This is a genomic window from Streptomyces sp. NWU339 (assembly GCF_003143855.1).
GTDB lineage: Bacteria > Actinomycetota > Actinomycetes > Streptomycetales > Streptomycetaceae > Streptomyces.
This window is the reverse complement of sequence record NZ_QFRK01000002.1, coordinates 197,062-223,006: the sequence shown is the minus strand read 5'-3', so window position 1 is coordinate 223,006 and position 25,945 is coordinate 197,062. Positions and strand designations below refer to the sequence as shown.

25 protein-coding genes and 2 pseudogenes are annotated in these 25,945 nt (G+C 72.5%); 14 read left to right on the top strand and 13 right to left on the bottom strand.

What is annotated here, in order from left to right:
* Positions 1 to 23 precede the first annotated feature (23 nt).
* Both DIZ27_RS04010 and DIZ27_RS45550 read right to left on the bottom strand, forming a co-directional pair.
* Positions 24 to 191, bottom strand: a complete 168-nt coding sequence (locus DIZ27_RS04010) for a DUF3117 domain-containing protein (RefSeq protein WP_003966491.1) — start codon at positions 189 to 191, stop codon at positions 24 to 26.
* A gap of 152 nt (positions 192 to 343) precedes the next feature.
* Positions 344 to 508 (bottom strand): hypothetical protein, encoded by a 165-nt coding sequence (locus DIZ27_RS45550; RefSeq protein ID WP_181383362.1) that lies wholly within the window; start codon positions 506 to 508, stop codon positions 344 to 346.
* Positions 509 to 572: 64 nt separating this feature from the next.
* Between DIZ27_RS45550 and DIZ27_RS04005 the strand changes: the two genes are divergently transcribed.
* Positions 573 to 1,376 carry an enoyl-CoA hydratase/isomerase family protein gene (locus DIZ27_RS04005; RefSeq protein WP_109376866.1) on the top strand — a complete coding sequence of 268 codons (804 nt, stop codon included), beginning with the start codon at positions 573 to 575 and terminating at the stop codon, positions 1,374 to 1,376.
* A gap of 23 nt (positions 1,377 to 1,399) precedes the next feature.
* Here the strand turns inward: DIZ27_RS04005 and DIZ27_RS04000 are convergent, their stop codons facing one another.
* Positions 1,400 to 1,984 (bottom strand): DNA-3-methyladenine glycosylase I, encoded by a 585-nt coding sequence (locus DIZ27_RS04000; RefSeq protein ID WP_109376865.1) that lies wholly within the window; start codon positions 1,982 to 1,984, stop codon positions 1,400 to 1,402.
* Positions 1,981 to 2,337 carry a DivIVA domain protein gene (locus DIZ27_RS03995; RefSeq protein WP_181383383.1) on the bottom strand — a complete coding sequence of 119 codons (357 nt, stop codon included), beginning with the start codon at positions 2,335 to 2,337 and terminating at the stop codon, positions 1,981 to 1,983. Before DIZ27_RS03995 ends, DIZ27_RS04000 begins: the two co-directional genes overlap by 4 nt.
* Positions 2,338 to 2,562: 225 nt before the next feature.
* Between DIZ27_RS03995 and folP the strand changes: the two genes are divergently transcribed.
* Positions 2,563 to 3,423 (top strand): dihydropteroate synthase, encoded by an 861-nt coding sequence (gene folP, locus DIZ27_RS03990; protein WP_109376863.1) that lies wholly within the window; start codon positions 2,563 to 2,565, stop codon positions 3,421 to 3,423.
* A 91-nt stretch (positions 3,424 to 3,514) separates the two neighbouring features.
* Here the strand turns inward: folP and DIZ27_RS03985 are convergent, their stop codons facing one another.
* Positions 3,515 to 4,273 carry a TIGR00730 family Rossman fold protein gene (locus tag DIZ27_RS03985; RefSeq protein ID WP_109376862.1) on the bottom strand — a complete coding sequence of 253 codons (759 nt, stop codon included), beginning with the start codon at positions 4,271 to 4,273 and terminating at the stop codon, positions 3,515 to 3,517.
* Between the two features lie 148 nt (positions 4,274 to 4,421).
* Complete coding sequence (gene dapE / locus DIZ27_RS03980; RefSeq protein ID WP_109376861.1) at positions 4,422 to 5,501, bottom strand: succinyl-diaminopimelate desuccinylase; 1,080 nt, start codon at positions 5,499 to 5,501, stop codon at positions 4,422 to 4,424.
* An 81-nt stretch (positions 5,502 to 5,582) separates the two neighbouring features.
* Between dapE and DIZ27_RS03975 the strand changes: the two genes are divergently transcribed.
* Both DIZ27_RS03975 and DIZ27_RS48385 read left to right on the top strand, forming a co-directional pair.
* The gene (locus DIZ27_RS03975; protein ID WP_109376860.1) at positions 5,583 to 6,602 is read left to right on the top strand and encodes a heavy metal transporter; all 1,020 of its coding nucleotides are present in this window, start codon (positions 5,583 to 5,585) and stop codon (positions 6,600 to 6,602) included.
* 335 nt (positions 6,603 to 6,937) lie between these two features.
* Positions 6,938 to 7,189 (top strand): annotated as a pseudogene (locus DIZ27_RS48385) (ATP-binding protein); the annotation flags it as partial.
* A 150-nt stretch (positions 7,190 to 7,339) separates the two neighbouring features.
* Here the strand turns inward: DIZ27_RS48385 and DIZ27_RS03965 are convergent.
* Both DIZ27_RS03965 and fdxA read right to left on the bottom strand, forming a co-directional pair.
* A complete protein-coding gene (locus DIZ27_RS03965) occupies positions 7,340 to 8,437 on the bottom strand; it encodes a bifunctional succinyldiaminopimelate transaminase/glutamate-prephenate aminotransferase (RefSeq protein WP_109376858.1) in 1,098 nt (365 codons plus the stop codon).
* A gap of 190 nt (positions 8,438 to 8,627) precedes the next feature.
* Positions 8,628 to 8,945, bottom strand: coding sequence for a ferredoxin (fdxA, locus tag DIZ27_RS03960; protein WP_055572727.1), 318 nt, complete (start codon positions 8,943 to 8,945; stop codon positions 8,628 to 8,630).
* 140 nt (positions 8,946 to 9,085) lie between these two features.
* Here fdxA and DIZ27_RS03955 point away from each other — a divergent pair, with 140 nt between their 5' ends.
* The 6 genes and pseudogenes from DIZ27_RS03955 to DIZ27_RS03930 all read left to right on the top strand — a co-directional run bounded on the left by DIZ27_RS03955 (position 9,086) and on the right by DIZ27_RS03930 (position 16,614).
* A complete protein-coding gene (locus DIZ27_RS03955) occupies positions 9,086 to 10,111 on the top strand; it encodes a GNAT family N-acetyltransferase (protein WP_109376857.1) in 1,026 nt (341 codons plus the stop codon).
* A gap of 17 nt (positions 10,112 to 10,128) precedes the next feature.
* The gene (locus DIZ27_RS03950; RefSeq protein ID WP_109376856.1) at positions 10,129 to 10,980 is read left to right on the top strand and encodes a SirB1 family protein; all 852 of its coding nucleotides are present in this window, start codon (positions 10,129 to 10,131) and stop codon (positions 10,978 to 10,980) included.
* Between the two features lie 65 nt (positions 10,981 to 11,045).
* Positions 11,046 to 11,519: a MarR family winged helix-turn-helix transcriptional regulator gene (locus DIZ27_RS03945; RefSeq protein ID WP_109376855.1), complete on the top strand. Its 474-nt coding sequence runs from the start codon at positions 11,046 to 11,048 to the stop codon at positions 11,517 to 11,519.
* A 236-nt stretch (positions 11,520 to 11,755) separates the two neighbouring features.
* Positions 11,756 to 13,411, top strand: a pseudogene (locus tag DIZ27_RS03940) (MFS transporter).
* A 212-nt stretch (positions 13,412 to 13,623) separates the two neighbouring features.
* Positions 13,624 to 16,293 (top strand): LuxR C-terminal-related transcriptional regulator, encoded by a 2,670-nt coding sequence (locus tag DIZ27_RS03935; RefSeq protein ID WP_109376854.1) that lies wholly within the window; start codon positions 13,624 to 13,626, stop codon positions 16,291 to 16,293.
* A gap of 123 nt (positions 16,294 to 16,416) precedes the next feature.
* Positions 16,417 to 16,614 (top strand): hypothetical protein, encoded by a 198-nt coding sequence (locus DIZ27_RS03930; protein ID WP_109376853.1) that lies wholly within the window; start codon positions 16,417 to 16,419, stop codon positions 16,612 to 16,614.
* 10 nt (positions 16,615 to 16,624) lie between these two features.
* Here DIZ27_RS03930 and DIZ27_RS03925 read toward each other — a convergent pair whose 3' ends face one another.
* A complete protein-coding gene (locus DIZ27_RS03925; protein WP_109376852.1) occupies positions 16,625 to 18,034 on the bottom strand; it encodes a DUF2252 domain-containing protein in 1,410 nt (469 codons plus the stop codon).
* A 160-nt stretch (positions 18,035 to 18,194) separates the two neighbouring features.
* Here DIZ27_RS03925 and DIZ27_RS03920 point away from each other — a divergent pair, with 160 nt between their 5' ends.
* Both DIZ27_RS03920 and DIZ27_RS03915 read left to right on the top strand, forming a co-directional pair.
* Complete coding sequence (locus DIZ27_RS03920; RefSeq protein ID WP_109376851.1) at positions 18,195 to 18,638, top strand: SHOCT domain-containing protein; 444 nt, start codon at positions 18,195 to 18,197, stop codon at positions 18,636 to 18,638.
* 63 nt (positions 18,639 to 18,701) lie between these two features.
* A complete protein-coding gene (locus DIZ27_RS03915; protein ID WP_109376850.1) occupies positions 18,702 to 19,124 on the top strand; it encodes a hypothetical protein in 423 nt (140 codons plus the stop codon).
* A gap of 88 nt (positions 19,125 to 19,212) precedes the next feature.
* Here the strand turns inward: DIZ27_RS03915 and DIZ27_RS03910 are convergent, their stop codons facing one another.
* From DIZ27_RS03910 to mshB, 3 genes are all read right to left on the bottom strand, one after another.
* Positions 19,213 to 21,429 carry a hypothetical protein gene (locus tag DIZ27_RS03910; RefSeq protein ID WP_109376849.1) on the bottom strand — a complete coding sequence of 739 codons (2,217 nt, stop codon included), beginning with the start codon at positions 21,427 to 21,429 and terminating at the stop codon, positions 19,213 to 19,215.
* 195 nt (positions 21,430 to 21,624) lie between these two features.
* Entirely contained in the window at positions 21,625 to 22,071 is a 447-nt protein-coding gene (locus tag DIZ27_RS03905) for a DUF6113 family protein (protein ID WP_109376848.1), read from the bottom strand.
* Positions 22,068 to 22,961, bottom strand: a complete 894-nt coding sequence (mshB, locus tag DIZ27_RS03900; protein ID WP_109376847.1) for an N-acetyl-1-D-myo-inositol-2-amino-2-deoxy-alpha-D-glucopyranoside deacetylase — start codon at positions 22,959 to 22,961, stop codon at positions 22,068 to 22,070. The genes DIZ27_RS03905 and mshB overlap by 4 nt, the downstream gene beginning before the upstream one ends.
* Before the next feature lie 294 nt (positions 22,962 to 23,255).
* Here mshB and DIZ27_RS03895 point away from each other — a divergent pair, with 294 nt between their 5' ends.
* A complete protein-coding gene (locus DIZ27_RS03895; protein ID WP_219933583.1) occupies positions 23,256 to 23,426 on the top strand; it encodes a hypothetical protein in 171 nt (56 codons plus the stop codon).
* 70 nt (positions 23,427 to 23,496) lie between these two features.
* Positions 23,497 to 24,687: a flotillin family protein gene (locus DIZ27_RS03890; RefSeq protein ID WP_109376845.1), complete on the top strand. Its 1,191-nt coding sequence runs from the start codon at positions 23,497 to 23,499 to the stop codon at positions 24,685 to 24,687.
* Between the two features lie 379 nt (positions 24,688 to 25,066).
* Here the strand turns inward: DIZ27_RS03890 and DIZ27_RS03885 are convergent, their stop codons facing one another.
* Entirely contained in the window at positions 25,067 to 25,534 is a 468-nt protein-coding gene (locus DIZ27_RS03885; RefSeq protein WP_258308221.1) for a hypothetical protein, read from the bottom strand.
* Positions 25,535 to 25,945: the final 411 nt, after the last annotated feature.

Here is a 25,945-nt window from a genome sequence, read left to right as displayed (position 1 = left end):
GAAAGGGTATGGTCGCTTGCGCGTCAGCCGACGACCTTCTTGAGGGCGTCGCCGAGCGCGTCGGCCTCGTCCGGGGTCAGCTCGACGACGAGCCGACCGCCGCCTTCGAGCGGAACGCGCATGACGATGCCCCGCCCCTCCTTGGTCACCTCGAGCGGGCCATCACCCGTCCGCGGCTTCATGGCCGCCATGCTCGTTCCCCTTCCTGAAACCCAGCTCAACCGTCTGAAGCCGACGGCCCACTGAAGGGCACCTGCGGTCCTTGAAGCAGGACACACGCCACCGGCATCGAACACATTGCTTCCAGGCCATTATCCCGCATCGCAGGACCCAATGACCAACATCAGTCGGCATCGCTTGGGCAACGCGCGCGAGCAAAACCACTCAATTCGGCGATGTGGCTGCGATACTGCGCCACCGCACGCAGTTCCACCGAACGAAAACGACCGGTAATTCTTTGACGCAGGTCACACACCGGGGCCACGCCACCGTCGGCCATCTCCGTCATGCTGTCCTGCACAGGGGCGTACCGGCCGGTACGCCCCCGAGCCGCCACGCGGAGGGGACACACCATGGCCGACACCGTGCTCTACGAGGTGCGCGACGGACTCGCGACGATCACGCTGAACCGCCCGGAGGCGATGAACGCGCTGAACGTGGCGGCGAAGGTCGCGCTCCGGGACGCGGTCCGGGCCGCCGCGGACGACGACGCCGTGCGGGCCGTGCTGCTGACCGCCGCCGGTGACCGGGCGTTCTGCGTGGGGCAGGACCTCAAGGAGCACATCGGGCTGCTGGCCGCCGACCGCGAGGACGGTTCGGGGCGGACGATGGAGACGGTGCGCGAGCACTACAACCCGATCGTGAAGGCGCTCGCCGGGGCCGCGAAGCCGGTGGTCGCCGCGGTGAACGGGGTCGCGGCCGGAGCGGGCTTCGGCTTCGCGCTGGCGGCGGACTACCGGATCGTGGCCGACACAGCGGCGTTCAACACGTCGTTCGCCGGGGTCGCGCTGACCGCGGACTCCGGGATCTCCTGGACCCTGCCGCGGGTCGTCGGCCCCGGTCGCGCGACCGACCTGCTGCTCTTCCCGCGCAACATCCCGGCCCAGGAGGCGTACGACCTCGGGATCGCGAACCGGCTGGTTCCCGCCGCCGAACTGCGCGCGGAGGCGGAGAAGACCGCGCGGGCGCTGGCGGCGGGGCCGACGGTGGCGTACGCGGCGCTGAAGGAGTCGGTGGCGTACGGGCTCAGCCACTCCCTGGAGGAGACGCTGGAGAAGGAGGACGAGCTCCAGACCCGGGCGGGCGCCTCCGAGGACCACGCGATCGCCGTGCAGGCCTTCGTCAACAAGGGGAAGCCGAAGTACCTGGGCCGCTGACCGGCGGCCCGGGGCCGTGCGGCTCAGGGCCGCCGGGCGACGCAGTCCTCCAGGTGGTCGTCGACCAGGCCGCAGGCCTGCATCAGCGCGTAGGCCGTGGTCGGGCCGACAAAGCGCAGACCCTGTTTCTTCAGCGCCCTGGACAGCGCCGTCGACTCGGGGGTGACCGCGGGGACGTCGGCGAGGGTCCTCGGCGCCGGGCGGCCGGCCCGGTCCGGGGCGTGGGACCAGATCAGGGCGTCCAGGTCGCCGGGCGCCCACCCGGCCAGCAGGCGCGCGTTGGCCAGGGTCGCGTCGATCTTGGCGCGATTGCGGATGATGCCGGCGTCGGCCAGCAGACGCTCCCGGTCGGCGTCGGTGAACTCCGCGACGGCCGCGATCCGGAAACCGGCGAAGGCGGTACGGAAGCCCGGACGGCGGCGCAGGATCGTGATCCAGGACAGGCCGGACTGGAAGGCCTCCAGGCTGAGCCGCTCGAAGAGGGCGTCGTCTCCGCGGACCGGGCGGCCCCACTCCTGGTCGTGGTAGGCGATGTAGTCCTCGGTGGACAGGGCCCAGGGGCAGCGCGGGGCGCCGTCCGGGCCGACGAGGGCGGCGCCGTCGGTCACGGCTGTTCGCCCTCCGGGTGCGCGGCGGGCTTCTCCATGGAGATGTGGGCCGCGACGGCGCGGGCACCGGCGAGCGCGGACTCCAGGTCGGCGATCCGGGCGTCGCGCTCGGCGAGCTCGGCGCCGAGACGGCTGAGGGCGTCGTCCACATCGGCCATGCGGTAGCCGCGGGCGGCGAGCGGGATGCGGAGACCGTCCACGTCCGCGCGGCCGACCGGGCGGTCCAGCGGCAGGGAGTCCGTCAGGCGGTCGGGGACCGCCTCGGGCAGCGGGCCGTTCTCTCCGCCGCCCACCACGGCGAGGGTCACCGCGGCGACCACTACGGCGAGCGCGACGACCAGGAACAAGAACATAACCATCGCTGGGGCCCCCACGGTTGGATCGAGTCGGATGGATCTAGTCGAACGGATCGGTCGGCGGATCGGAGTCGGGTGTGTGGCTCCGATCGTGCCATGCGAGTCTGACAGTCAGGGGCACAGGCGGCCATGGACGGCCGCGGACCGGACGGAACCGGACCGAACCTTACGAAGTCTTGTAGATCATCACGAACCCTTACGAACGAGGAGAGGTCACAGGGGATGTTCAGGCTGGGCAGGCGGGAATTCGCACCGCACGAGCCGGTGATCATGGCGATCGTGAACCGGACCCCGGACTCCTTCTACGACCAGGGCGCGACCTTCCGCGACGAACCGGCGCTCGCGCGCGTGGAGCAGGCGGTGGCGGAGGGTGCCGCGATCATCGACATCGGCGGGGTGAAGGCCGGGCCGGGTGAAGAGGTATCCGCCGAGGAGGAGGCGCGGCGGACGGTCGGTTTCGTCGCCGAGGTGCGGCGGCGCTTCCCGGACGTCGTGATCAGCGTGGACACCTGGCGGCACGACGTGGGCGAGGCCGTGTGCGAGGCCGGGGCGGATGTGCTCAACGACGCGTGGGGCGGGGTCGATCCGCGGCTCGCGGAGGTCGCCGCGCGGTACGGCGCGGGGCTGGTGTGCACCCACGCGGGGGGCGCCCGGCCGCGGACCCGGCCGCACCGGGTGACGTACGAGGACGTGATGGCCGACATCCTCGAGCGGACCGTGGGGCTGGCGGAGCGGGCCGTGGCCCTGGGGGTGCCGCGGGAGTCGGTGATGATCGACCCCGGGCACGATTTCGGGAAGAACACCCGGCACAGCCTCGAGGCGACACGGCGGCTGGACGAGATGGTCGCCACCGGGTGGCCGGTGCTGGTGTCGCTGTCCAACAAGGACTTCGTCGGGGAGACGCTGGACCGGCCGGTGAAGGAGCGGGTGCTGGGGACGCTGGCGACGACGGCGGTGTCGGCGTGGCTGGGGGCGCGGGTGTACCGGGTGCACGAGGTGGCGGAGACGCGGCAGGTGCTGGACATGGTGGCGTCGATCGCGGGGCATCGCGATCCCGCGGTGGCCCGGCGGGGGCTGGCGTAGGGCTCGCTCCCGCCGGGGGTGTGCGGGGGCTCCGCCCCGCTCCCCCGGCAGGGGCGCGGCGCCCTGGACGCGCGCCCCACGCCCTACCGTCTCAGCGGCCCGCTTCCTTGGACACCAGGGCCACCGCCTCGTCGACGTCGTCCGTGACGTGGAAGAGGAGGAGGTCCTTCTCGGCCGCCTTGCCCTGGGCGATGACCGTGCCGTGCAGCCAGTCGACCAGACCGCCCCAGTAGTCGGTGCCGAACAGGACGATGGGGAACTGGGTGATCTTCTGCGTCTGGACCAGGGTCAGGGCCTCGAAGAGTTCGTCGAGGGTGCCGAGTCCGCCGGGCAGGACCACGAAACCCTGCGAGTACTTGACGAACATCAGCTTGCGCACGAAGAAGTACCGGAAGTTCAGGCCGATGTCGACGTAGCTGTTCAGCCCCTGCTCGAACGGCAGCTCGATGCCGAGGCCGACCGAGACACCATGGGCCTCGTACGCGCCCTTGTTGGCCGCTTCCATGGCCCCGGGACCGCCACCGGTCACCACCGCGAAGCCCGCCTGGACCAGTCCCCGGCCCAGCCGGACACCGGTCTCGTACTCCGGCGAGTCCACCTGTGTGCGCGCCGAGCCGAAGACGCTGATGGCGGGCGGCAGCTCGGCGAGCGTGCCGAAGCCCTCGACGAACTCCGACTGGATGCGCAGCACCCGCCAGGGGTCGGTGTGCACCCAGTCCGAGGGCTCGCGTTCGTCCAGCAGCCGCTGGTCCGTGGTGCTCGCCTGGACCTGGCCCCGTCTGCGGAGCACCGGGCCCAGGCGCTGTTCCTCCGGTGGGCGCTTCTTGCCCTCGGGGTTGCCAGTAGCCATATGTGCTCCCTCCGGTTGCTGTCTCCCCGCTCGGGGGACGCCGAGGCGCCGGGGAGAGATCGTTCCACTTCAGCGTAGATCCACGCGGGTTACGTACGGGGGACGTCAGCATGTCCGCCGGAGAGCGTTCCGAAACGCCGTCCCGCCGTCACGCCGTCAGCCAGGACCGCAGCCGCTCCTCCCCCGCCAGGATCTTCGCCGTGTCCACGCGTTCGTCCCGCTTGTGCGCCAGGTGCGGGTTGCCGGGACCGTAGTTGACCGCCGGGACGCCGAGCGCCGAGAAGCGGGAGACGTCCGTCCAGCCGTACTTGGGCTGGGGAGTGCCGCCCACGGCCTCGATGAAGGCCGCCGCGGCCGGGTGGGACAGGCCGGGCAGGGCCGCACCGCTGTGGTCGTCGACGACGAACTCGGCCACGCCGCAGTCCGCGAAGACCTCGCGCACATGGGCCAGGGCCTCGGCCTCCGAGCGGTCGGGCGCGTAGCGGAAGTTGACGGTGACGACGCACTCGTCGGGGATGACGTTGCCGGCCACGCCCCCGGAGATGCCCACCGCGTTCAGGCCCTCCCGGTACTCCAGGCCGTCGATCACCGGATGGCGCGGCTCGTAGGAGGCGAGGCGGGCGAGGATGGGGGCCGCCGCGTGGATCGCGTTGGAACCCATCCAGCTCCGCGCGGAGTGGGCGCGCTCGCCCGTGGTCCTCAGCAGCACCCGGAGGGTGCCCTGGCAACCGCCCTCCACCTGGCCGTCGGAGGGCTCGAGGAGTACCGCGAAGTCGCCCTCCAGCCAGTCGGGGTGCTGCTCGGCGACGTGCTTCAGCCCGTTGAGGTCCGCGGCGACCTCCTCGTTGTCGTAGAAGACGAAGGTCAGGTCCCGGTTGGGGGCGGGGACGGTGGCCGCGATGCGCAACTGGACCGCCACGCCCGCCTTCATGTCGCACGTGCCGCAGCCCCACAGCACGCCGTCCGCGTCGAGCCGGGAGGGGACGTTGTCCGCGATCGGGACGGTGTCGATGTGACCGGCGAGGATCACACGCTCCGCGCGCCCGAGGTTCGTCCGGGCCACGACGTTGTTGCCGTACCGGTCGACCGTGAGGTGCGGCAGGTCGCGCAGGACGGACTCGATCGCGTCTGCGAGCGGCTTCTCGGTGCCGCTGACGGAGGGGAAGTCGACGAGCCGCGCGGTCAGTCGTGCCGCGTCCAGGGTGAGGTCAAGTGGGGTGTCGGCCATGGCCACGACCCTAACGCGCGGGTCCGGTCACACTGTCCACACCCGGCACACGCGCCTCGTACTCTCCAGTACCTTGTACGCGTGTCAGAGCCACCTCTTCCTTCCAAGCGTCGTGGCCGCCTCTTCCGCTTCGGGGCGGCCTCCGTGGTTCTCCTCGGAGTCGCCGGCTACCTCGTGGTCCAGTACGACTCGGGGGGCGGCAGCGGACCGGGCTGCCGCGTCGTGTCGGGCAAGGGCGACGGAGCCACGTACGAGTTCACGCCGGAGCAGGCGGTGAACGCGGCGACGATCACCGCCGTGGGCACCGCGCGCGAACTGCCCGAGCGGGCCGTGACGATCGCGCTGGCGACGGCCCTCCAGGAGTCGGCGCTGCGGAACATCGACTACGGCGACCGCGACTCGCTCGGCCTGTTCCAGCAGCGGCCCTCGCAGGGCTGGGGCACACCGGAGGAGATCATGGACCCGGTGTACTCGGCGGAGAAGTTCTACGAGGGCCTGGAGAAGGTGCCGGGCTACACCCGGCTGCCGCTCACCGTCGCCGCGCAGCGGGTGCAGCTCAGCGGCTTCCCGCAGGCGTACGCCAAGCACGAGCCGGACGCCACCCTGCTGGCCGCCGCCCTCACCGGTCACTCGGCGGCCACCCTGACCTGCAAGGGCCGCCCGGGGACGACCCGTGCGGCGGATGCGGAGGCGGTACGCGCGGCGCTGGCCCGGGACTTCGGAGGGGGCACGCTGAAGCCGGCCGGTGCCGAGGTGAGCGACACGGCGGACCCCCCGGCTCCCTCCCCCTCGCCGTCCTCCGCGGCCGCCGCGCCCCTGGCGGACGCCGACGTCGACTCCGACGGGCGGACCGTGACGCTGTCGGTCCGCGCCGACGCCGACGCGGGACAGAAGGCCGGGGCACAGGGCTGGCAGCTCGCGCACTGGGCCGTGGCCAACGCCTCCGAGTTGCACATAGAGCGGGTGGCGTACGCCGGGCGGGAGTGGACCGCGGGGGGCGCCGACAACCAGTGGCGCGTGCTCGACGGCAGTACCGACGGCAAGAACGACGGCAAGAACACCGAGGCCGCGGGCGAGGTCCGGATCACGACCGCGCGGTAGCGCCACCCAGGGGTGCCGCACAGCAGTGCGAGAGGTCGCTCCCAGGGGTTGTGCGGAGTACGGGCCGCTGACGGCGTGCGCGGGTCGTCGCGTCGTCAGCCCTGGTACGGCGGTATCCCTTGGGGTTGCGCCGCCGTAACCGTTCGGCAGCCCGTCGAACCGCGCACCGTTCGTCCGTTTTTATACACAGCCGATCATGCGACGCATTGCCAACTCTTTACGTCCCGCTGCCGCAACCTTCCCGGCCTTCGAGCGGTAGTCACTGCGTCCGAGCCCGGAGGTCGACACCGGGCCCGGACGGACACGCCATCGTTCCCTCCCGCTCAAGGAGCACCATGTCCCTCCCCTTGACCCGCCGGATCGCCCGTGCCGCGCTGCTCGTCGCCGCCGGAGCGGCCGCCGGGGTCGGTGCGGCCGGTTCCGCCGTCGCGGCCCCCGCGCTGCCGGCCACCCCGAACGTCGGCGGGCTGACCGCCCTGGACGGGTCGAACCTGGCCAGTCCCGTGAACGACACGACGCAGGTCGTCAACGAGGCCGCGGGTACCGGCTCCCTCCCCCTGGACGGCGTGCCGACGGCCCAGACCCTGCCGGCCGCGTCGCTGCCGATCGGCTGAGCCGCTCCGGCGCGGGCGCCGGTACGCATGCCCCCACGCGGACGGGGCCCGGGTTCTCCCGGGCCCCGTCCGCACGTGTCGCGCACTCCACGGCGTCACGCTCGCCGCGTCGCACCCTCCGCGTCACGCCTTCAGGCGCTCCACCGCCGCGCGTACGCGCTCGTCCGTGGCGGTCACGGCGACGCGTACGAACTTCTCGCCCGCCGGGCCGTAGAAGTCGCCCGGCGCGACCAGGACGCCGCGCTCGGCGAGGCGGCCGACGGTGTCCCAGCAGGACTCGTCGCGGGTGGCCCACAGGTAGAGCCCGGCCTCGCTGTGCTCGATCCGGAAGCCGTGCCCCAGGAGGGCCATCCGCAGGGCGGCGCGGCGGGCCGCGTACCGCTCGCGCTGGACGCGCACGTGCTCGTCGTCGCCCAGCGCCGCCACCATGGCCGCCTGGGTGGGCGCCGAGGTCATCATGCCGCCGTGCTTGCGGATCTGCAGCAGCGGTCCGAGGACCTCGGGGTCACCGGCCAGGAAGGCGGCGCGGTAGCCCGCGAGGTTGGACCGCTTGGACAGCGAGTGCACGGAGACGACGCCCTCGTACGAGCCGCCGTTGACGTCGGGGTGCAGCACCGAGACCGGTTCGGCGTCCCAGCCCAGTTCGAGGTAGCACTCGTCGGAGAGGACGAGGACGCCGTGCTCACGGGCCCAGGCGACGGTCCGGGTCAGCTCCGCCTTGGAGAGCACCTTGCCCGTCGGGTTGGACGGGGAGTTCAGCCAGAGGAGCTTCAGGCCCGTCGGATCCAGTTCGGTCGGGTCGTCGTACGCCTCGTGCTCCGCGCGGGCCAGGCGGGCGCCGACCTCGTACGTCGGATAGGCCAGCCGCGGGTACGCCACCCGGTCGCCGGGACCGAGGCCCAGCTGGGTGGGGAGCCAGGCGACCAGTTCCTTGGAGCCGACGACCGGCAGCACGTGGCGGTGGGTGACCTCGCGGGCCCCCAGGCGACGCTCCACCCAGCGGGTGAGCGCGTCGCGCAGTTCCGGGGTGCCCCAGACCGTGGGATAGCCCGGGGAGTCCGCCGCGGCGATCAGGGCCTTCTGGATCCGTTCGGGGACCGGGTCGACGGGGGTGCCGACCGAGAGGTCGACGATGCCGTCGGGGTGCCCGGCGGCCGTCTTCTTGTAGGGCTCCAGCTTGTCCCAGGGAAAGGTGGGCAGCCGGTCGGAGACTGCGGACACGGGTTCTGGCTCACTTTCTGGTGCGGCACTGCTGCTGCGCTGCTGCTGAACCGGTACGGCAAACGCCTCGGCCCCGCACGGCGATCGGGTCGATCGGACCGTACGGAACCGAGGCGGCACAGACGTGCGGGCCGCGCGCACCGGCAGGCCCCGGATCCGGGGCGTGCCGCCGATGCGCGAGCAGCGCGTTCTAGGCCTGCGGCGGCAGCGCGGCGATGAACGGGTGGTCTCGCTCGATCAGCCCCAGCTTGCTGGCGCCGCCGGGCGAGCCGAGGTCGTCGAAGAACTCGACGTTCGCCTTGTAGTAGTCCTTCCACTCCTCGGGAGTGTCGTCCTCGTAGAAGATGGCCTCGACCGGGCAGACCGGTTCACAGGCGCCGCAGTCGACACATTCGTCCGGGTGGATGTACAAGGACCGCTGGCCCTCGTAGATGCAGTCGACCGGGCACTCCTCGATGCACGCCTTGTCCTTCACGTCGACACAAGGCTGCGCGATGACGTAGGTCACGCTGTCGTTCCTCCTCGATTGGGCGCCGGCGGGCCTCCTCAGGCTCCGCCGCCTGGCGCGCGGGAGCGCGGCGTCGTCGATGCCCGCCCCTAGTATCTCCGTTCCCGGGCATGATCCGAACAGGAGGGGTGAACTGACCTGTGGAAATCTCTGCAGCCGGACGTCTCGAGGTCCGCGTCACCGCTGCTGACGTGGGCAAACGAGTCTCCGTACGGAGCTTGATCGAACATGGCCCACCGGGTGAGAGGTTCACCGACACGGTCGGAGTTCTCACATCATGGGACAACGGTGTGCTGCGAATCACACGGAAGAACGGGGAAAGTGTCCGCATCACGGAATCCGCGCTGGTCGCGGGCAAAGTGATACCGCCCGCACCGGCCCGCAGGCGCGGTCCGGCCGCCTCGTACGAGGAGCTGGCCCGGGTCGCCGCGCGGGCGTGGCGGCCGGTGGAGAGCGAGCGGCTGGGCGACTGGGAGCTGAGGGCGGCGGCCGGCTACACGCGCCGGGCCAACTCCGTGCTGCCGCTCGGCGACCCGGGCATGCCCCTGGACGAGGCGCTGACGGCCGTACGCCGCTGGTACGCCGACCGGGGACTGCCCGCCTACCTCCAGACGGCGACCGGCGCCGCGGGCACGCAGGAGCATCTGTGCGCGGAGCTGGAACGGCGGGGCTGGGTGCGCGAGGTGACCGCCGAACTGTGGATCGGCGGTCTCGCCCCGATCGCCGACCTGACCGACCTGGCCGAGGCCGGGGTCGCGCTGTCCCGGGAGGCCGACGAGGCGTGGCTCGGGCGCTACCGGCGCAGGGGTGTGAGCGAGGTGGCTCTGAAGGTCCTGGGCAGTGGACCCTCCGTGTGGTTCGCGACCGTGCCGGGCGACCCCGCGCCCGCCGCGATCGGGCGGTGCGTCGTCGACGGGCGGTGGGCGGGCTTCGCGGCGGTCGAGGTGGACCCGGCACAGCGGCGGCGCGGGCTCGCGACAGCCGTGATGGCGGCACTGGCCCGGCGGGCGCTCGACGAGGGCGCGTCGGCCGCGTGGCTCCAGGTCGAGGAGGACAACGCGGAAGCCCGCGCCCTGTACGACAGAATGGGCTTCGCCACACATCACACGTACCACCACTACCGCGCGCCCGGTTCACCGGCTCCGGCAGGTGACGGATCGCCGTGAGAGGGCACTGACCGGTTATGCGCTCCCCCTGCCCCCCGTCCCCGGAACGGTCCGCCGAGCTGCGACGGCGGTTCAGTGAGGAGGCCCGCTCCGAGCAGCCGGATCTGACCACGCTCTGCCTGCTGGTCGGCGCGGAGGCGGACGGCGCGCTGGACGAGGCGGGCATGGACGCCGCGCAGATCGAGCTGGACGCGCTGGCCGGCCGGCTCCCCTACCGGCCCGGCCCCCCGCACGCCTGGGCGACGGCGCTGCGGGAGCTGCTGGGCGAGCGGTACGGGTTCCACGGCACCCCGGGCGACTACCGGCGCCTGGAGTCGTCGCTGCTGCACGAGGTACTGCGCCGCCGGCGCGGGCTGCCGATCCTGCTGTCGGTGGTGTGGCTGGAGGTGGCCCGGCGAGCGGGCGCCCCGGTGTACGGGGTCGCGCTCCCCGGACATTTCGTGGTGGGCCTCGGAAAGGCGGAGCAGCAGGTGCTCGTCGACCCCTTCGACGGGGGCCGGATGCTGACCGGGGCCGATGCGGATCTGCTGGTCGTCGGGGCCACGGGGGCACCGCTGGACGCGTCGATGCTGACGCCGGCCGATCCGCTGGACCTGGTCCTGCGCATCCTGAACAACATCCGGGCGTGGGCGTCCGCCCGCCCGGAACAGTCGGACGTGGCGCTGTGGGCGGTGGAGCTGTCCCTGCTGCTCCCCTCACGGCCGGCCCGGCTGCGGTACGAACGGGCCCAGTTGCTGGTGCAGCGCGGTGACTTCGCCGACGGCGCGGACGAGCTGGAGGCGTACGCCGAGGTGGTGGCCGCGGTGGACGAGCCGACCGCGGAGCGGATCCGGGGCCAGGCCCGAGCGGCACGGGCCCTGCTCAACTGAGGGCCCGGAGCACCGATCACATACCTCCCTTGACATAGGTATGTCTGGATACTTATTGTCTTCTGGTGTCCAGAAGCAGTGCCCCCGAACAGCGCGTCGCGCACGTGAGCTCCGAGCTCGCGGCGTGCCTGCCCGCGCTGCACCGGGCCCTGGACCGGCGGGTGGCGAGCGAGTATCCGCACCCGAAGCCGCCCGAGGGACAGCTCGCACTGCTGAGGTTCGTCGCCCGGCGTGAGGGCGCCACGGTGCGCGAGGCGGCCGAGGCACTGCTGATGAAGCCCAACAACGTCAGCGTGCTGGTCTCCCAGCTCACGGAGCGGGGAGAACTGGAGCGCCGGCAGGACGGCGCCGACAAGCGCGTCGCCCGCCTCCACCTCACGGAGTCCTCGCGGCAGCGCATCGCCGAGGTGGGCGCTCTCGAGCAGAGCCATCTCGGCCGGGCGCTGCAGTCCCTCACCGACGGTGAGCTGGACGCGCTCGGTTCCGCCGTCGGCGCGCTGAAGGCACTGACCCGGCACCTTCACTCAGCGGCCCGCTGACGAGGGCGTCAGCGGCACGGGCACGCGCGTCGAGCGTGTGCCCGCGGTGAGGCGTTCGGCTTCCCGCCGCCCCCTCCCCCTCCCCAAGGCAGTCCGTCCCCGAGGCAGTGCCGCCTCGGGGCGGTTCCCCGTGGGCCGCCCCGCTCACGGCCCGGCCCCGCGCATCCGGCTGCCCGACCGCGGCCATGCGCCGTGCGGTTCGGTCGTCCCCCTTTGAGAAAGAAACGGCTCTCTTCATGGCGTCCACACCCGTGGATCACTCCGCCCCCGCCCCCGCCCCCGACACGGCTGCCTCCCCGCAGTCGACGATCGAGCGCCTCCGGGCCAACCCCTGGCTCGCGCTGATCGCGGTGTCGTTCGGCCTGCTCATGGTGCAGCTCGACGGTTCCGTCGTCGCCATCGCCAACCCGGCGATCGGCAAGGACCTCGGGGCCAGCACCGCGGAACTGCAGTGGGTCACCAACTCCTACCTGATCGCGCTCGCCGCCTCGATGATCCTCGGCGGCAAGCTCGGCGACCGGTTCGGACGGCGCTTCCACTACCTCGTCGGCGTCGGCGGGTTCGTCGTCACCTCGGTCGCGATCGGCCTGGTCGGCAGCATCGAGGGCGTCATCGTCTTCCGCGCCCTGCAGGGTGTGGCGGGCGGCATCCTGATGCCCAACACCCTGGGCATCCTGCGCGCCGTCTTCCCGCCGAAGCGGTTCGCGCTCGCGGTGGGCATCTGGGGCATGGTCTCGGCCGTGTCGACCTCGCTGGGCCCGATCGTCGGCGGTCTGCTCGTCGAACGCGTCGACTGAGAGTCGGTCTTCTTCCTGAACGCGCCGATCGGCGTCGTCGCGCTGCTGTTCAGCATGGCGGTCCTCGCCGAGTCCAAGAACTCCACCGGCCGGCACCGCTTCGACATCCCCGGCGTCGTCCTGCTCGCCGCGGGCATGGTCGCCCTGGTCTTCGGCATCGTCAAGGGCGAGACGTGGGGCTGGTCCTCCGCCGGAACCCTCGGCGCCATCGCCCTCGGCCTGGCGCTCCTGGTCGTCTTCGGCTGGTACGAGACCCGGCAGGAGCACCCGCTGCTGCCGATGCGCCTGTTCCGCAACCGGTCGCTGACCACCGGCGCGGTCATGACCCTGCTGAACTTCTTCGTGATGCTCGGCGGCATCTTCTTCATCATGCTGTACCTGCAGAACGTGCGGGGCTACACGCCGGTCGAGGCCGGTATCAGCACGCTGCCGATGTCCATCGCGTCGCTGTTCGCCTCTCCGATCGGCTCCCAGCTGACCGCCCGCTTCGGCGCACGCGTCACGATTCCGCTGGGTCTGGCCCTCTCGGCCGCCGCCATGTTCGGCATGCTCACCTGGACCGTCGACTCGTCCTACGCCACGATGTGGCCGCCGTTCGTCGCGATGGGCCTCGGCGTCGGCATCGTGCTGCCCGCCACCGCCGCCGCGATCATCGGCAACGCGCCGGTCGAGGACGGCGGTGTGGCGTCCGGCCTGCAGTCCACGATGCTGCAGATCGGTGGCGCGCTCGGTACCTCGGTGCTGGTCACCGTGATCGCCGGCCGGGTCGGCTCCTCGCTGTTCGGTGAGCTGACCGCCGCGGGGGTCCCGACGGACACGGCGCACGGCCTGGAGCAGGCCCAGGACGCCGTCACGATGGGCATCGCCCCGGTCGCCGGCGACATGTCGGCACAGCTCAGGGCCGCCGTGGTCGAAGGCAGCGGCCAGGCGTTCGTCAACGGTCTGCACGCCGCCGTCACCGTCACCGGCGTCCTGTGCGTCCTCGGCGCCGTGGCCGCCGTCCTCGGCATCAAGAGCCGCGCCGAGGAGGCGAAGAACATGCGTGCCCAGTCGGCGGACGCCGAGGAGCCCGCGGTGGCCGTCGCCGCTCACTGATGCCACAGTGCACGCGCGCGTGCGGGCGTGCGTGCGGTCCTCGAGAAGCGGTGCTGCCGGGTCGAGTCCGACCCGGCAGCACCGCTTCCGTGTCTTCGCGGGCCGCCCCGCGGCGCGCGGACACGGCCGCGGCGCGCGGGCCAGGACGAACGCTGGGATTCTGGGAGGCGAGGCGCCGCGCGTGACGCGGCCGACGATGGGTGGTGAGCGCCATGACCATCGACGACGTCCCGGAGCGGGACACCCCCGGGCTCCCCGGTGTCGATCCCCGGGGGGACCCGTTCCTGCGGACCCGGTACGCCGTCCCCCCGAGACCGGTCACGTTCCTGCGCCGGGAGCGCCTGATCCGGCATCTCGACGGTGCCCTCGCCACACCTCTGACGATCGTCAACGGGGCGGCGGGAGCCGGCAAGACCCTGCTCGTCGCGGACTGGGCGGCCGGTCTCGGCCGGTCCGTGGCCTGGTTCACCACCGACGCGCCGAATCTGCGTCCCGGCGTGTTCTGGGCGTACGTACTGCGGGCCCTGCACACCGCCGGGGTGCCGGTGCCCGCGGCGGCGGGCTGCCCCGCCGACCCGAGCCGGGTGGACGAGGTGCTGCTGAACCGACTGGCCGCCGAACTGAGCGGCCCGGCGGCGGCACGGCGGCCGGCGGTCCTCGTGCTCGACGAGTTCGACCGGGTCGCCGCGCCGGAAACGGCCGCCCAGCTGGACTTCGTCCTGCGGCACGCGGGAGGGGGCCTGCGTCTGGTCGTGGTGTCCCGTACGGAACCGCTGCTGCCGCTGCACCGCTACCGGGCCGCCGGGGAGCTGACGGAGATCCGGGACGCGGAACTGGCGTTCACCGCGCGGGAGGCGGGCGAACTCCTCGACCGGCACGGACTGTCCCTGCCCGCGCCCGTCGCGAACGCCCTCGTGGACCGTACCCGGGGGTGGGCCGCCGGGCTGCGGCTGTGCGCGCTGGCCGCGCGGGAGAGCCCCGACCCGGAGACGTACCTGAAGGAGTTCGAGGCCGGGCAGAGCACGGTGGCCGACTTCCTGCTGGCCGAGGTGCTGAACATCCAGCCGCCCGACACGCAGGACCTGCTGCTGCGGGTCAGTGTCCTGGAGCGGTTCTGCCCCGACCTCGCGAACGCGCTGACGGGGCGCTCCGACGCCGGGCCCGTACTGCACTCCCTGCACCACCGCAACGCCTTCGTGCAGCATCTCGGGCACTCCTGGTACGGCCTGCACCCGTTGTTCGCGGAGATCCTGCGGGCCCATCTGGCGGTCCGGTGCCCCGGTCTGGCACCGGAACTGCACCGGCGGGCCGCGCGCTGGCTGAAGGACGCGGGATTCCTGCCGGAGACACTCGTCCACGGCGCCGCCGCCGGTGACTGGGACTTCGCCGCCGGCACCCTGGTCTCCGATCTGGCCATCGGCCAGCTGTTCACCGGGCTGCGCTCGGCCGGTCTGGACGACCTGTTCTCCCGTATGGCGCCCGACGCGACGGGCCCCGCGCCGGAACTCGTACGAGCGGCCCGCGACCTCGCCCGCGGCGATCTGGACCGGGGGCCGGCCCATCTGGAGCGCGCCGGGAGGCAACTGGCCGAGGGGGCCGCGGACCCGGCGGCGGCGCGGCTGTGCTGGGCGCTGCTGGAGGTGCTGACGGCCCGGCTGACGGGGTCTTCGGCGCGTGCGGAGCGGGCCGCCCGGCTGGCCGGGGAGCTGCGCGGTGCCGTACCCGCCGACCTGCTGGACCGGCATCCCGAGCTCACCGCGCTGCTGCTGACCCATCTGGGCTCGGCCCGGCTGTGGGCGGGCCGTTTCGAGGACGCCCGGACGGCCCTGACCGCGGCCGCCACCGGGCCCGAGGGGGCGTCGACCGCGCTGCCCAGGGAGGACGCCCTGGCCCAGCTCGCACTGATCGACCAGCTCAACGGCTGGCCCGGCCGGGCGGAGCACAAGGCGTCCCAGGCCCTGGCCGAGACCGCGCGGTACAGCCTTCCCGGCCCTCCCGGCACCGGCATGGAGCGGCTGGTGCTGGCGGCGGTGGCGGTGGACCGCGACGAGCTGGACCGGGCACAGGAACTGCTCGACGAGGCGGTCACCCCCGCGGAGGGGGACGTCTCGCACGACCCGGTGGCACTGGCGGGGCGGGCCGTCGCCACGGCCCGGCTGCTGCTGGCCCGCGGTGATGCCCGCGCCGCCGTCCGGGCGGCCCGGCCGGACGTCACCGCCGAGGTGCCCTCCCCCTGGGTGCGGGGCCACGCGGCGCTGGTGGAGGCCGCCGCGCACCTGGCCGAGGGACGGCCCGAGGCGGTCGCCGAGGCGCTCCACGAGGTACCCCTCGACCAGCCTGCCTGTGTCGTGGAGGCCGCCAGGATGCAGCTCGCCGCGGGCCGTCCCGGTGAGGCGGCCGAACTCCTCGACGCGCTGCGCGACGCGGGCCGGGCCGGCCCCGGCGTGTCCGTGCGGGCCGCACTGGTGCGCGCCTGGAACGGGCACCTGGCGGGGGACCCGGCCACCGCCCGCCGGTGGCTCGCCGTGGCGCTGCGCGGCGCCCGGCACGGGCATCTGCGCCGCCCCTTCGTGGACGCCGGGCCGTGGATCGCACCGCTGCTGGACACGGATCCGCTGCGGGGGCTGGCCGCGGGCTGGCTCGTCACCGGCTCCGCCGACGTGCCGCCGCCCGCCGTGCCGCCCGTGGTGGAGGAGCTGAGCGGCCGGGAGCGGGACGTGCTGCGGCGGCTGGCGCGGATGATGACGACCGAGGAGATCGCCGCCGACCTGTACGTATCGGTCAACACGGTGAAGACTCACCTCAAGAGCGTCTACCGGAAACTCGACGTCAACCGCCGCGCCGACGCCGTACGCCGGGCCCGCGACCTGCGGCTGCTGTGAGCACGGCCGCCCCGCGCGCGCCGCTCACCTGCCACGGGTGAGGGCGGGGCGGCGGGGCGGGGTGGACGATCGCAGGGTGGCAGCACCTCTGCCGCCGCTCCCGAGCCGTGGGAGGAGGGGCGCATGCAGTACGAGATCCGCGTCGACGGACACATGTCGGACACGCTGACCGAGACCTTCCCCGAGCTGGACCACGTCGTGATGCGGGGCCAGACCGTGCTGTTCGGCCAGGTCGTCGACGAAGCACACCTGTACGGGCTCCTGGCCCGCCTGCGCTCCCTGGGCCTCCGCGTGGTCGAGATGCGCCCGACCCCCCGCTGACGCACGCGCGTCAGAGGCTCTCGGCGGGGAGGCGGCCGGAGCGTACGGCGGTCGCGAGCTGCTCGAAGTCCCGCTCGTTGCGGTCGGCGTAGGCCTGGGCGAAGTCGGGGAGAGCCCGGTCGAAACGGTCGCTTGTGCCCAGGTAGGCGGCGATCGCGAGGGGGTCGCCGGAGCGGGCGTGGGCGCGGGCCAGACTGCCTCCGCACCAGCCCCCGAAGAGGGCGAGCGTCCCGGCGTCCATGGTCTCCGGACGCGCGATGCCCTTCCAGTCCCGCAGCTGGCGCACGTAGAAGTCCCGTTCCCTGTCGTCCAGGCCCCGTACGTGGGCCCAGCCCAGGAAGATGTCACTGGTCGTCTGGATCAGGCGCTGCCCGGTCACCACGCGGCGGCCCTGGTTGTCGAAGTGTTCGCCGTCCGTGTACGGCGCGAGCACCGACTCCTGCGCCTCCTTGGCCTGGAGCAGCAGCGGATCGTCGTCGTCCCGGCCGAGCAGGAGCAGGATCCAGCAGCGGGTGCCGACGCTGCCGACGCCGACCACCTTGCGGGCCGTGTCCACGATCCGGTACCGGCGGAGCAGATGCCGGCGCTCGGAGGACAGGGTGTCCGCGTATCCCTCGAAGACGGAGCGCAGTTCGCTCTCCTCGTCGCGTCCGGGCGTGTCGGCCAGCAGGTCGCGCAGCGGGGTGATCAGGGGCGGGTCCGGGGTGATCCGCCGGCCCTCGGGGGTGAGCCGGGTGAGCCGGTCGACGGCCTGGACGTAGGTGTGGGCGCGGGCCCGCTCGGCGGCCCGTTCGGTACGGCGCCGGACGGACCGGTCGAGGGAGGAGGCGAGGAGTTCCCGCATCCGGTCGACGTCGTCCTGGGCGTACCAGATGTCCAGGGTGCGCATGCCGGCGAAGCTCCGCATCCGTTCGCGGTACGCCCGCACGCAGGCGATGACCGCCTTGTTCTGCTCCCGCTCGGAGAAGCCGTTGGCGCGGCCCGCGATGACGAGGCTGGCGGCGAGCCGTTTGACGTCCCATTCGAAGGGGCCAGGGAAGGTCTCGTCGAAGTCGTTGATGTCGAAGACCAGATGCCGTTCCGGCGAGGCCAGCAACCGGAAGTTCAGCAGGTGCGCGTCGCCGCACAGCTGCACCTCCAGCCCGCTGTGCGGCAGCGTGGCGAGGTCGGCGGCCATGATCGCGGCGGCGCCCCGGTAGAAGCGGAACGGCGACTCCAGCATGCGCCCGTACCGGATCGGGACCAGTTCGGGCACCCGCGTGGCCGACTGGCGCGCGAGCACGTCGACCGGGTCGAAGCGGTCGGGGCCGGGGGCGAACAGGACGTGCGCCGAGCGGGGGACGCGTTTGCGGGCCGTCCGGCCCCGCTCGGCCCGTTCGGCCGGTGAGAGGGCCGCGGCGACGGCGCTCGGTGCGGTCATGGTCCGGCCTCCTGGCTTTGGCTGGCTTCGGCGTACATCCGTTCTCCAGCGCACCGCACTCCGGACCCGGCCGGGATCACCCGTCGGGGGTGAGGCGGAACGGTCGCGTCGTCGGCAGCCTGGAACCGGCGCGCATCCCCGCGCCGGACGGAGGAGAGCCATGAGCCCCGCGACGTACCTCGCGTACGACTACCCCCTGCTCGGAGCCTTCTGGACCATGCTGCTGCTGTTCCTGTGGGTCATGTGGTTCGTGCTGCTGTTCCGGGTGGTCGTCGACATCTTCCGGGACGACTCGCTGAACGGCTGGGCCAAGACCGGCTGGATGATCTTCGTCATCGTGCTGCCCTTCGTCGGCGTGTTCGTCTACGTCATCGCCCGCGGCAAGAACATGGGCCGCCGGGAGATCGCGCAGGCCCGCGCGCAGCAGGAGGCGTTCGACAGCTACATCCGGGAGACCGCGGCGGGCCACGGCACGCAGACCGGCACCGCCGACGAACTGCACCGCCTGTCCGAGATCCGCTCGCGCGGCGACCTCACCGACGAGGAGTTCGACCGGGCCAAGGAGCTGGTGCTGAGCGGCCACGGCTCCGGGCACGCCCGCTGACCCGCACCGGACCCGCCCCTACGCCCCGGACCCCGACCGCACACGACGGAATGAGGTGGCGACATGACCGCACACGCCCCGCACGCACACGCACACGCACCGTCCGCGAAACACCAGGTGGCAGGCGGAGTGACCATCCTCGGCGGCATCATGCTGCTGCTCACGGGGATCCTCGGCATCGTCCGGGGAATCTCCGGGATCGCCCAGGACGACATCTTCGTCACCACGCAGAACTACGTCTTCAAGTTCGATCTCACGTCCTGGGGCTGGATCCATCTGATCCTGGGTGCGGTCGCCGTACTCATCAGCATGGGACTCTTCCGGGCCAGGACCTGGGCGCGGGTGGCCGGTGTGGCGATCGGCGGGCTCATCATGATCGCCAACTTCATGTCGCTGCCGTACTACCCGCTCTGGTCGGTCGTGATGATCGCCCTCTCCGGCTTCATGATCTGGGCCCTGTGCCTGGTACGTCCCGGGGACGTCTGAGGCAGCCGCCCGCCCGGAGCGTGCCGGTCAGCACTCGGCCCCGGCCGCCGCGCGACGGACAACGCGCGGCGGCCGGGGCCGGTCCGGGTCAGCTGGGGTCGGTCTCGATGACGGCGACGCGGTCGCTGGTGCTCAGCAGCGCGGGGCGCAGGGCACCGATCACGTCCTCGACGGTGACCGGGGTCTTCTCCCCGTTGCCGCGGGTGATCAGCACGCCGTCGAAAGTGTCGCCGTAGAGCTCCTCGAGCGCCTTCCGGTCGTAGTACTCGACCAGCTTGCCGTCCTGCGCCTTGACGCCGAGGAACTTCCAGAGCGAGTTCTCCGGACTGAAGGCAATGGTGTGCGCGGCGTCGGTCTGGACCGTGACCAGGTCGGACATCGCCGGCTGGGCGAACTCCTTCATCATCCGGTCGACCTCGGCCTTGGAGACCGCGGGTTCCTGGGTGGTGGTCGGGACCTTCACCGGGGACGAGGAACCGGTCTCCACCTGGGTCCGGTACGCCTGCTCGACCGCGTCGGTCGACTTGTCGACGTCGATGCCCGCGCCGGGCTTGCCGTAGACGGCGACGGCCTTGCCGGACTCGAACGTGATCGTGCCGTCGTTGCCGGAGCCGCCGCCCGCGGCCTCCAGGGCGGCGTGCAGCTTCTCCTCGTCGACGGGGATGACGGGGTCGACGACGCGGCTGTTGCCGAAGAGCGAGCCGATCACGGAGACCGGGTTGTAGTCGCTCTTCGCCGCGGCGCCGACGGTGGCGTCGGTGTCGAGCTGCAGTCCGGCGTTGTCCGGCTGCAGTTCGACGGTCTTGTCGCCGACGGTCAGCTGGAGCGGCTTGTTCAACCGCTCGGCGAGGGCCTTGTCGAGCGTCTTCACGGCCTCGTCGCGGGTGCCGCCGCCGATGTCGACGCCGAGCACGGTGGTGCCCTTGGGCACGTCGGAGTGGTTCATCAGCAGGCCGGCGCCATAGGCGACCCCGATGAGGAGGACCACGCCGCCGCCGATCAGGGCGAGCTTGTTGCGCCCCTTCTTCTTCGGCTGCTTCGAGGACGTCGCCGGGGGCGGGGCCGGGGTGACCGGTTCGGGGAACCTGGAGGGCGTGAGCGGGCCGCGGCCACCGGCGGGGGTGTCCGCGTCGAAGGCCGCGCTCGCCGGGACGACCGGGGCGTTCCTGGTGCCGGTGTACCCGGAGACGTTGTCGTGAGGGGCGCCGTAGCCCGGGGCCTCCTGGTCGGGGGCGTGGATCTGCGGGGTGAGGCTCGCGGTGTCGTCACTCAGCCCGCCGCCTGCACCGCCCGCGCCGTGGGGGCCGCTGCCGCGCGGCGGGACCATCGGCCCCTGGCCGGTGACCGGACCGGTCGTGGGCCCCTCGGGCCCGCCCTGGTACAGCGCCGACCTGGACTGGCCGGGCGGCCCGAACGGACCGGACGGGCTGGAGGGGCTTGACGCACCGGGCTGCTCGGGAGGTCCGGAGTGCCCGGCCTGGCCGCCGCCGGCCAGCGCCTCGGTCACGTCGAAGGAACCGGTGCCGCCGCCGTGCCCGGGGGCCACCGGGCCGCCGGTCGCGCCGGAGAACCCGCCGGTCCCGGCGCCGGGTGCGGAACCGTTCGTGCCGGCGAGGCCGCCGGGCCGGGCGCCGCCGCTCGTCACGCTCATGCCGCCGACCACGCCGGCCGGACGTCCACCCGGCCGCGCACCACCGGGCGCGCCGGCGCCGGAGGCACCGGAGGGGCCGCCCCCGGGCGCCGCGGAACCCGAACTGCTCGGCGCACCCGCCCCGTTGCCGGAGCCGCCGCCCGTACCGCCCTTGCCCGCACCGGACTTGCGGGGCGCGAACCAGTCACTGGTCGGCTTCTCCGCCGGGGCCGACTGCTGCGGGGCCGCCTGCCGCGGGACCAACTGCCCGGAGCCGCCGGACTGCGCGCCCGGAGCCGCCACGGCGGGCGGCTCGCCGGAACCGGGGCCGGTGCCCGCGGGCCTGGGCGAACCAGGCGCCGACGCCTGCCCCTCGGCACGGGTGTCGGACTGGGTGCCGCCGTCGTCCGTGCCCTCGCCGTCCGTGACGGGCTTGCGCACGACGACCGGCGGAATGGGCCTCGATCCGGGGATGTTGATCCGGATTCTGGTCGTCAGGGTGGTCTCGGTCTTGCGTTCGTCCGGACGCCGTTCGCCCGACCGCGCGGCCGGACGGCCCGCGGCCGTCGCCTCGTCCGGAACCGCCGGAATCCCGTAGGGCGGAGTGCCCGACGGGTACGCGGCTCCGCCGCGCCCGTCGGGCCCGGTGGACGGAGTGTCAGTTTCACGACTCAAGGCAGGTTCTCCCGGTTGGCTCCGCCGCCCGTCACGACCTCACGGTGGGGTCTCCCCCTACTCGACCGGAGCCGAGGGTGCGGGGAGGCTCAGCGGCGCGCGCACCACCATACTGGCCACGTCCGGCCCGTTTCTCAGGACCGCCGGGGAAACCCGCACGGGACCCGCACGCGCGTACCGCGGCGAAGTGGTACGTCACTTCCCAAGTCGGACGGCGCGGGCGTTCGGTTGCCGTACCGGCGCGAGGGTGGCGCAGATCACAGCGACGGCGATGCCGCCGAGCAGGAAGAGGTAGGAGCCGGCTCCCGCGGCGAACAGGAAGTCGCCTTCCGGGCGGCTGGCGGTGAGCAGGAGGACGACGATCACCCAGCCGCCGGCGGCCGACGCGGCCCCGGCCCGGCTGCGGAGGGCGAGGCCCGCGCCGAGACAGAGCCCGGCTTCGCCCGCGAGGGCGAGCAGCAGCCCGCCCGGGAACCAGGCGGGCTGCACCAGCGCCCCGGCCACACCGACCACGGCACCGAGGACGAACAGCCCCAGGCAGGCGGCGAGCCGCCCGGCGGAGGGCGGTCGCAGCGGCTGGGCCAGCACCGAGGTGGGCCGGCCCTGGTCGCTCCGGTCGCTCCGGTCGCTCCGGTCGCTCACGACGCCTCCCCCGCACCGACTCCGATGTCCACTCCCGCGAACAGGTCGTTCTCCCGGCCGACGGAGCGTTCTCCGCGCACCAACTCGTAGTACTCGGTGGTGAACAGCGGCTGCGCGAGTTCGTTGGAGAGCATGAAGTACGGCTCGGCCACCGTGATCTGGGTGGCGTGCGCACGCATCGCGGCGGCCTTGGCGGCAGCGTACGTCGTGCCGTCGACCTCGGCGGTGACGTGCACGTCGGAGACGACACCGGGTACGTCACCGATGCTGCCCGCCTTGTCGAACGGCAGCCCGGGCAGTTCGTCGTCCAGACGCGCGAAGGCCGCCTCGGCGACGGAGCGGGGCACCCTGTTCCAGTACACCTTGGGGACGTCCCACCCGTCCCGTCCGTCCTCCGCGGCCCCCGTGGCCAGCTCGACGGCACGCATGGCGACGCGGTGCGCCTGGATGTGGTCGGGGTGCCCGTAGCCGCCGCGCTCGTCGTACGTGACGAGCACCTGGGGCCGGACCTCGCGGATCACCTCGGCGAGCAGACCGGCGGCCTGGTCGACGTCGGCCTGCCAGAAGCATCCGGGGTCGCCGTTGTCGGGCAGGCCCATCATCCCGGAGTCGCTGTAGCGCCCGGCGCCGCCGAGCAGCCGGAAGTCGTCGACACCGAGCGCGCGCATCGCCTCGGCCAGCTCACCCATCCGGTGCTGCCCGAGGGCGGCACCGCTCAGGTGGGCCAGCTCGGGCGGAATGACCTCGCCACGTTCACCGAGCGTGCAGGTGACCAGCGTCACGTGCACGCCCTCGGCGGCGTACCGGGCCATGGTGGCGCCGTTGTTGATCGACTCGTCGTCCGGATGGGCATGCACGAGCATCATCCGCCGAGAGGGCAGTTCCGTCATGGGCCCAGCCTACGAGTCGCCCGGCCGCCCCGCGGGCACGACGCCGTCCCACCCCTCCATGTCCCGCTCCTCCCTCACCGAACACCCACCACGACCCGCCCCCTGCCGGGCGGGAGTACCGTGAAGACATCGGGAGAATCGTCGCCGTCGGCTCGAGTGCCGTGGCCGCTCCCGATCGAGGAGAGGGCCGGAGGTGATCGCCTGTGATCATGAGGCGTATGCCCGGCGAGAGGGCCCGTGCCCAGCGCTGACGAGTCCTCCCGGAGTCCGGTCGGAGCGATCGGAAGGATCACCGTGGGGATTCCTCCGGACGGACCGGGCGAGGTCCTGGTGTCTGTGCGCGGGGGCTCGGAGACCTACGCGGCGTGGTCGCGTACCAACACCCCCCTCGCGAGAAACGCACGGGTCGTGGTCGTCGACTCCCTCTCGGCACGTTCGGTGATCGTCGAACCGCTGCCGGCCTGAAGAGTTCTGGACGACCTTGCGAAGGTCTTGAAAAACATGTTGCGTCCCGCTGCTCGACGGGAGTTCTCCCATGCTGTTCTGGCAGGTCCCCGCGCCCAATGAGGCCATGCTCATATCCGGCACGAAACGACAGGCGCAGGAGACGCAGTTCCGTATCGTCACAGGTCACGGCAGTTTCGTCCTGCCGGTGAAGCAGAAGGCCCGCATGCTGTCCCTGGCGCTGCGGGAAGCGGAGATCGCGGAGGACTGCGTCACCCAGCAGGGCATCCAGCTGCACGTGCGCGCGGTCTGCGTGTTCAAGGTCGGCGACGACGCGGTCTCGATCGCCAACGCGGCCCGCCGCTTCCTCTCCGAACAGGAACAGATGGAGGAGCTCGTCGGCCGGATCTTCGCCGGACACCTCAGGTCCATCGTCGGCGGACTGACCGTCGAGCAGATCATCCGGGAACGCGACCGGGTCGCCCAGGAAGTGATGGCGGGCAGTCACAGCGAGATGGAGAAACTCGGCATCGTCGTCGACGCGCTCCAGATCCAGGAGATCGAGGACGCCACCGGCTACATCAACAACCTCGCCGCCCCGCACGCCGCCGCGGTCGCCAGCCAGGCGCGGATCGCCCAGGCCAAGGCCGACCAGGAGGCGAGCGAACGCGAACAGCAGGCGGCCGCCCTCAAGGCGGAGTACGAGCGGGACACCGCGATCAAGCGGGCCGGGTTCCTCGCCGAGACCGAGCAGTCCAAGGCCCGGGCCGCCCAGGCCGGCCCGCTCGCCGAGGCCACGGCGTCCCACGAGGTCATCGAGGAACAGACCGCGCTCGCCAAGCGCCGGGCCGAACTGGCGGCCCAGCGCCTCGAAGGAGAGGTCAGGCGCCCGGCGGACGCCGAGGCGTACCGGCAGCGCACCCTGGCCGAAGCCGCCCGGGACAAGGCCAAGTTCGAGGCGGACGGCAACGCCTACGCCGAGCGGACACTCGCGCAGGCCCAGGCCGACGCGAACACCGCCCGCGCCCTCTCGCTGCGCGACGGAAACCAGGAACTGATCGCCGCCAACCGTGTGGTGGAGAACCTGCCGGCCCTCGCCGACGCGGCCGCCCGCGGCATGTCGGGCGCCCACCTCACCGTCCTCAACGGCACCGAGGGCGTCAATCAGATGGCCGCGGGCCTGGTGAGCCAGGGCCTGGCCATTCTCGACGCCCTCCAGAACACGAAGGACCCCACCGTCAACGGAAAGAGCAACCTGCGCATCCCCGGCCCGACCCCGTAGCGGCAGGCCGGGCCCGTTGACGGCCTGCGGCCGGGAGGCTTCGCTCACGTACGCCCCGCGCCCGCCCCGCCGCACACCGGCAGGGGCGGGCGACTCCTTCGCCGGGCACTCGTCACCCCTCATCGTTCAGGCGTCTTCACATCAGTACGGCAGTCGCGGCAGTGGTCGGGGCCCGGGACGGGGATGACGTCCCGCCGGGTGGTGCAGAGGCTCCACGGCCCCGACGCTGTGAGGCCGGAGAGGGGTGTCGTGTGGAAAAGCGTGAGCACTCGGCGGCCAAGTGTCAGGTAAGCGCTCAAATGAGAGACATCGGGACATACGAAGCAGCCGTCGCCCTCACATCACTCCTGATGTGGGCGCGACACTTCGTCGGCGACTTCTAGCAGCCCGCCTCGACGCCGCTGTTCACGAACGAGTCGACATTGATCGAGTAGCCGGCCCCGGTGGTGAGGTCGGGGCGGCTTCCGTGTCCGTCCTCCGCGAGGCCCTCGGCGGTGAGGAAGACGATCTGCAGGGACATCTTCTCTTTGACGAAGCACAGGCCGTCGGACGAGGCTTCGGGGTCCGGATTCCATCCGTCCCGTACCGCTGCCGTCCGGTAGTGCGCGGCCACTTCGGCCTGCGTTCCGGAGAAGGCGTAGGTCCGGTGGGCGTACACCGAGACATCGCCGCTGTCCGCCCAGCAGCCGGAGTCGGCCTCCTCGAAGCCCCGGGCGACAGTGGCCTCGGCGGGCCGGGAGTCGAGGATGCCGAGCGCGGCCACCTCCTTCACCCGGCCATCGGTCCCCCCGCAGTCCCTGGCGAGTTCCTGCAGCGCGCAGCCGGTGAGCGTTCCGGCCGCGAACACGGTCGACAGGAGCAGGGATATCGGCCGAGTGGCACCTGTCCGTAAAGACAAAGCGGGCTCCAGGAGGAAGGCCGGGGCGGAGGGGGTCCGCCAGGCAGGACGGCTGTCCGTGCCGCTCCGGAGTGGCACGGCCCGGTTCTGCTCAGGAGCCGTCATCCTCGCACCGCTCCTGAGGTGACCGTGACACGTTGACGACACCTCCCAGCGGCGGGCGAGGTGCCCGCGCCGAGTCCGCGTAGGGGATGACGGTCTTCTCACCGATGACGCTGTCTTGATGATCTCGAATGTGCCCGGGACGGTGCCGCTGTCCTCCATCGACCGAACGGCATCCCGCATGGCCCGGTAGCCGGGGAGATGCCCTGACGCGCGCTCATGTCAGCGGGCTTTCTTGCGTTCGGTTCCGGCAGTCGC